Source organism: Candidatus Zixiibacteriota bacterium (assembly GCA_035380245.1).
GTDB lineage: Bacteria > Zixibacteria > MSB-5A5 > GN15 > FEB-12 > DAOSXA01.
This window is the reverse complement of sequence record DAOSXA010000015.1, coordinates 1-5,931: the sequence shown is the minus strand read 5'-3', so window position 1 is coordinate 5,931 and position 5,931 is coordinate 1. Positions and strand designations below refer to the sequence as shown.

9 protein-coding genes are annotated in these 5,931 nt (G+C 49.4%); all 9 read left to right on the top strand.

The window, feature by feature from the left end:
* Positions 1-379 (top strand): hypothetical protein (locus PLF13_14780; protein ID HOP08534.1); only part of this gene is annotated, 379 nt, incomplete at its 5' end.
* A gap of 63 nt (positions 380-442) precedes the next feature.
* Positions 443-1,831, top strand: a complete 1,389-nt coding sequence (locus tag PLF13_14775) for a terminase large subunit (protein ID HOP08533.1) — start codon at positions 443-445, stop codon at positions 1,829-1,831.
* Between the two features lie 41 nt (positions 1,832-1,872).
* A complete protein-coding gene (locus PLF13_14770; protein ID HOP08532.1) occupies positions 1,873-2,346 on the top strand; it encodes a DUF4355 domain-containing protein in 474 nt (157 codons plus the stop codon).
* 18 nt (positions 2,347-2,364) lie between these two features.
* A complete protein-coding gene (locus PLF13_14765) occupies positions 2,365-3,243 on the top strand; it encodes a phage major capsid protein (GenBank protein HOP08531.1) in 879 nt (292 codons plus the stop codon).
* Positions 3,244-3,448: 205 nt separating this feature from the next.
* Positions 3,449-3,856: a Gp19/Gp15/Gp42 family protein gene (locus tag PLF13_14760; protein HOP08530.1), complete on the top strand. Its 408-nt coding sequence runs from the start codon at positions 3,449-3,451 to the stop codon at positions 3,854-3,856.
* 341 nt (positions 3,857-4,197) lie between these two features.
* Positions 4,198-4,455: a hypothetical protein gene (locus PLF13_14755; GenBank protein ID HOP08529.1), complete on the top strand. Its 258-nt coding sequence runs from the start codon at positions 4,198-4,200 to the stop codon at positions 4,453-4,455.
* Between the two features lies 1 nt (position 4,456).
* Positions 4,457-4,849 (top strand): hypothetical protein, encoded by a 393-nt coding sequence (locus tag PLF13_14750; GenBank protein HOP08528.1) that lies wholly within the window; start codon positions 4,457-4,459, stop codon positions 4,847-4,849.
* Positions 4,850-4,853: 4 nt separating this feature from the next.
* Positions 4,854-5,390 (top strand): hypothetical protein, encoded by a 537-nt coding sequence (locus tag PLF13_14745; protein HOP08527.1) that lies wholly within the window; start codon positions 4,854-4,856, stop codon positions 5,388-5,390.
* 21 nt (positions 5,391-5,411) lie between these two features.
* Entirely contained in the window at positions 5,412-5,681 is a 270-nt protein-coding gene (locus PLF13_14740; GenBank protein HOP08526.1) for a hypothetical protein, read from the top strand.
* The last annotated feature ends 250 nt before the right edge of the window (positions 5,682-5,931 follow it).

Sequence of the window (5,931 nt, the reverse complement as noted above, 5' to 3'; positions counted from 1 at the left end):
GCCGCCGATGTTTGACGGCGACAGAGCGTACGGCATCGTCACGGAGCTCCGGAACAATCCCGAGTTCGTGAACATCGAGAATACATTCTACGACCAGATAGTCAACTTCTCGCAGAACGTGGTCGACGAGTCAATTAGGAGTAACGCTACCGTGCTGAGCAATGCCGGAGTACAGTCAAAGGTCGTAAGACATCCCGAAGCAGGGGCTTGTGCATGGTGTAGAGCCGTAGCAGGTACCTATGACTATAAAGATGTCAGACGGACGGGGAACGACGTATGGCGCAGACACGAGAACTGCCGATGCACTATCGACTTCATCACGGAGCGGAACGGCTCCGAATACAGAGAACGTGTTACAGATCGAGCATCACACAATTAGCGGAGGTGGAGGTGAATATGAGAATACATTCACGAGACAAGCCAGAAGGAGGATTAACACAGAATGAGTAGAGTTGGGAATCAGATCCCGACTCAATCAGTAATGCTACCGTATGAGAAGTCTTACGGTGATGAAGCAGTCCAGCTTTACAGCCTAAGCGGCAAAACATGTCAGGAATGGCAAGCCTTAATACTCAGCGACATCATGGCGATTAATGACGATGACTTGTGGACACACACAAAGTTTGGCTATTCAGTTCCACGACGAAACGGCAAGACCGAGATACTGACACAGCGTGAGCTATGGGGCTTGTTTAACGGCGAGCATATCCTACACACAGCGCATCTTACAGATACAGCCCACATCGCGTGGGAGCGTCTGTTGGCTATGCTTGACGGGATAGGCATCAAGCCAAAATCTTCGTATAAGGCATACGGCAAAGAGCGCATAGAGATGACAAATGGAGCGGTTATCGACTTTCGCACCAGGACGTCTTCTGGCGCTCTTGGTTCCGGATATGACTTACTTGTCATAGACGAGGCACAAGAGTACACTAAGCAGCAGCAGACGGCCTTAAACTACGTCGTATCATCGTCCAAGAATCCGCAGACGCTGATGTGTGGAACTCCGCCGACAGCGGTCTCTGCAGGAGACGTCTTCCGTGACTTTAGAGATAAGACCTTACAGGGAGACTCTATCAACGGAGGATGGGCGGAGTGGTCTGTTGATCACAAGACCGATGTTAAGGACAAGAACGCCTGGTACGCGACATCGCCATCACTTGGAACGATCCTCACCGAGAGAATAGTCCAGGATGAGATAAACGGCGATGACATTGACTTCAACATTCAACGCTTAGGGCTCTGGATCAAGTATAGTCAACAATCCGCCATAGCAGCTCCCGATTGGGACGAGCTCAAGGCGGAAGTCACACCGAAGCTCGCGCCCCCGATATTTGCAGGCGTCAAGTTTGGGCGTGATGGCCAGAACGTGGTTCTTGCAGTCGCTGTTAAGACCGACGACGGCAAGATATTCGTCGAAGCCATTGATTGTAGGAACCAGAGAGACGGTAACGACTGGATCATCAACTTCCTCACGAAGAGCAAAGCGCAAGCAGTCTTGGTAGACGGTGCTTCCGGGCTTGAGACATTCCTTCGGGAGTGCAAAGAGCAAAAGCTCAAGAACGTGAACGCGGCGACAGTTAAGGAAGTTATTCAGGCTTCGTCAGGCTTCGAAACCGCCATAGCTAACAAGACGCTGTGTCATTCAGGGCAACCTGGATTAAGACAGAGCGTAGTTAACTGCCAGCATCGAGCTATCGGTTCCGGCGGTGGCTACGGCTATAAGACTCTAGACGACGACATTGAAGTCGCTCTGATAGAGTCTGTTATTTTAGCGACTCACGCTTGCGACACGGCCAAGGTGGCCAAAAAGCAACGCGTTAGTTATTAACGTTTACCGAAACGGATTGAAATCGGGGAAAGGACTACATTATGTCAGAAACAACAGAAAGCACATTCAAGGCCATTGAGACACAGGAAGAGCTTGACAATATCGTCAAGGAACGCTTGAAGAGAGAGCGTGAAGCGACCAACAAGCGCTATGAAGGTTGGATCTCACCGTCTGACCATCAGAAAGCACTCGAAGAAGCTAATCAGACTCTTGAAGAATACAAGAAAGCTCGTGAGACTGACTCTCAGACCATTGAAGACCTCATGGCACAGAACAAAACATACGAGACGGCCTCGTTAAAGAGCCGGATAGCTCACGAGGTGGGGCTTTCACACGAGTGGATAGGCCGTATCAGCGGAGAAGACGAGCAGTCTATCAGAGCTGACGCGGAATCCCTAAAGAAGCTAGTTGGAAACGGCGCACCGCTCCCGACTAAGAACCCAGAGTCGGGCGAGACTCTTGATTCGTCAAAGACGGCATTCAAGTCAGTATTGTCCGCGATCAAAAACGATTAATTTAAGGAGGATGTAAAAATGGCATTCACATCAACTAAATTCCCTCACGAATTGGTGAGAGAGGTATTCACAGGCGCGAAGGGGAAGTCATCTATCGCTAAGTTAGCAGAGCAGACACCTATCGCTTTCTCAGGAACAGACGTTATGGTCTTCTCCATGAGCGGAGAGGTCAACCTCGTAGCAGAGGGTGGCGCGAAGGGTTCTCACACTGGATCTAACGACACCATCAAGATGGTTCCTCTCAAGATCGAATACGGTCAGAGAGTATCTGACGAATTCATTCGTTGCTCCGAAGAAAAGCAACTCGAATACCTCAGAGCTTTCTCTGAGGCTTTCGCAGGCAAGATCGCTCGCGGTCTCGACATCATGGTTATGCACGGCACGAATCCTGCAACAGGTGCTGCCGCGACAGCTTTGATCGGCAAGAACTCCTTCGACACGAATGAGCATGTGACTCCCGTTACATATTCAGCTCTTAACCCTGAAGCAAACATCGAGTCTGCTGTTACAGCTATCGGTGACTACGACTTCAACGGTATCGCCATGAGCAAGACTTTTGCAGCAGATCTTGCTAAGCTAAAGGTAGGCGGCGTTAAGCAGTATCCTGAGCTTGGTTGGGGTAATGCACCTGCATCCATCAACGGTGTTCCTGTTGACATCAACAGCACAGTATCCGTGGTAAATGGTGAGTACGCTTACGCAGGTGACTTCCAGAACGCTTTCAAATGGGGCTATGCAGACATCATTAACTTTGATGTTATCGAGTATGGTGATCCAGATAACACAGCTGCAGACCTTAAGGGATACAATCAGGTATATCTCCGTGCAGAAGCATGGATCGGTTGGGCTATTCTTGACGGAAGTGCTTTCGCAAGAATAGAGTCCTCTGAGTCCTAATGCGTTACCGTAACGTTAAGACCGGAGCGGTCGTAAATGTCGACTCCGAGCTTGGTGGTTTGTGGATGCCCGTTGATGCCAAGAAGCCTGAGAAGGCTACACCGGCACCAGCGGTGCCACCAGCCGAGTCCGTAGAAGATGTTAAGAAAACTCCGGCGCGTAAAAGAACCACAAAGAAGACTAAAGAAGTAACGAGGTAAGCGCGATGTCAGACTTTGCTACAGTACAAGATGTCATCAATCTCAAGAGATCGCTCACATCTGAAGAGCAGACGAGAGCAGGCTATCTGATCCCTGTCATCAGCAATCTGATCAGAGTCGAGGCGCAGAGAACAGGCAGAGACTACGACCAGATGATCGCAGCAACACCTATCCTCGCGGATGTGGCTAAGAGCGTGACGTGTGACGTCGTTATCCGCGAGTTGAACACTCCCGGAAATCAGCTTCCTGTCGCGTCATACGCAGAAGCAGCCGGTGGTGTATCTCAGTCTTATAGCTTGCCTAACTCAAGCGGAGCTATCAAGCTCTGGCCGACTGATATGAAGGCTCTGGGCTTGAAGGTGCAGAAGATCGACGCATTGAATCTTATGAAGCCGAGAGAGAGGTGTTTTTGATGCTTCCCTCATTCGCTAATCAGACCATCACGGTAGTGAGGGCCAAGACAACAACCACATCTCGTGGCTCAGAAGTGCCCGACTGGACAAACACAGAGAAGACAACGGTGACAGGCTGCTCCATACAGCCTGCATCGACTTCACTGTCCCAGGATGGACGCGTTCTTGGTATCAATGACAGTTGGACGGCTTATGTTCCCGAAGGAACAGATGCAAAGGCTGGAGATCGTATTGAGTTTGACGGTCAGACCTTTGAGATAAACGGTGCGCCACGCAAGTGGACAGGTCCGTCAAGGACTTCCCACATTCAGCTCAACCTCGTTAGACGGGAGGGTTGATTTATGGCAAGGAATGTTCGGTTTGAATGGAAGAATGCAGGATTCGTCGAGATACTCCAGTCGGAAGGTGTTAGAGAATTGGCTCTTTCGCAAGCGAAGCGAATCGCAACAACAGCGACAGCTAATATCTCGGAACCATCTGAAGGCTATACGGCTAACGCAGTCAAGAAGCCGACCAGATGGGTCGCCGGTGTAGCTACGACCGATGAGGCGAGTGTGAGAGCCGAATCCGAAAATAAAGCATTGAGCAGGGCGGTGTGATATGGAAATACTCAGAAGCATTGATATAGAGAACATCGTCAGACTCGCTTTGACTGACTACTTCGACATCTACTGCAGACCGCTTCCTGCGAAGTTCAAAGTTCCTTCCCTTGAAGTCCAGAGAGTCGGTGGTTCTGATAAGAACACCATCGACTCGGTTGACATCGTTCTCGATGCCAGAGCAGAGTCAGAAGAGGCAGCAGACGAACTTCTAAGAAACGCGATCGGCGTATTGAAGAAGATATCAGACGAGCAAACGACTGCAATCAGAATGGTGACAGTCAATTCATCAGGATCGTGGGGATCTGATCCCGTGAGACCTGACCTCGCTATGTGCTCGGCGAGGTTAAATATAGTGGCACATCAAGAATTTACTACTATCAATAGGAGGTAAAAAAATGGCAGATAATGTTATGCTCGGAGGCGGCTACGCTTCCGGAATGTTCTACACGGCTCCGGCCGGAACTACTTTGCCTGCATATCCGACAGACACGCTCACAGCTTGGACCATAGTCGGAGATATCGATGCAGACGGTATCACTTTTACAGCACGTGACAGTGAGACTCTGAAGAACTGGGCACTTCAACCCAAGAGAACTATCCCAGGTTCTGATCCCGGAACTATCAAGGGCAAGATCATGGACATCACAGAGAACACTCTCAAGACTGTTTTCGGTGCTTCCAACGTGAACAAGACAGCCGCAACAGGTGATCACGGTACGCTCCTCAAGGTAAACCTTGACAGTAAACCCGATCCTGCTGCCTTCCTTTTCATAATGAAGGATGGAGAGAGAATGACCTATGTTGGCACTTCGAATGGTCTCATCAGTGATCTCGGCGACATCAACTACAAGGGCGATGAAGCTGTTGAGCTCGATATCACCATCCAGGGTGACTGGGTACAGGTAACAGACGAAGGAGACATTGAGTCTTAATTAGAAAAGGAGATTTCAAAAATGGCTGAAGTTACAATCAAGAAAAAAGAACAGATTGAAGTATTGAAGGCGACTATCGGAGACAAGACATATTCAATTCCACTCGCTTCAAGTGTCCCTTATTTGGTACTCAAGAACATGAGAACGGACGAAAAGGTCATTGAGTTCTTCAAGGAATATATTCCCGAAGATGTCTTCAACGGACTTCTCACTGATGAGATCATGCAGCTTGTCAAGGCATGGAATGATGCTACGAAGGAAGCAACAGGCGCATCAGTGGGGGAATCTTAAGCCTCCGAAGGTTCATTGAAGAACATCGCGAGGCGATTAACCATGACTTGATTTCTTCAGCCGGAATCGAGATAGGCGATATCGGAGGCTCCCTAAGTTGGGGAGCCTTTGGTTCGTTTATTAAGCATTCTTCCACGGACTCGGCTTTGTTCCGAGAACTTCATCCGGAAGTGGAAGACTGGGGAACAAGACTAAGATCGAACATCATCCTTGCCGACATCTTTGACGTGTTGGCACAAATAAACTCGAA

Bases quoted from the DNA above. Each gene is read 5' to 3' on its own strand.
- PLF13_14775 (HOP08533.1), top strand. From the start codon at position 443: ATGAGTAGAGTTGGGAATCAGATCCCGACTCAATCAGTAATGCTACCG.
- PLF13_14770 (HOP08532.1), top strand. From the start codon at position 1,873: ATGTCAGAAACAACAGAAAGCACATTCAAGGCCATTGAGACACAGGAA.
- PLF13_14765 (HOP08531.1), top strand. From the start codon at position 2,365: ATGGCATTCACATCAACTAAATTCCCTCACGAATTGGTGAGAGAGGTA.
- PLF13_14760 (HOP08530.1), top strand. From the start codon at position 3,449: ATGTCAGACTTTGCTACAGTACAAGATGTCATCAATCTCAAGAGATCG.
- PLF13_14755 (HOP08529.1), top strand. From the start codon at position 4,198: ATGGCAAGGAATGTTCGGTTTGAATGGAAGAATGCAGGATTCGTCGAG.
- PLF13_14750 (HOP08528.1), top strand. From the start codon at position 4,457: ATGGAAATACTCAGAAGCATTGATATAGAGAACATCGTCAGACTCGCT.
- PLF13_14745 (HOP08527.1), top strand. From the start codon at position 4,854: ATGGCAGATAATGTTATGCTCGGAGGCGGCTACGCTTCCGGAATGTTC.
- PLF13_14740 (HOP08526.1), top strand. From the start codon at position 5,412: ATGGCTGAAGTTACAATCAAGAAAAAAGAACAGATTGAAGTATTGAAG.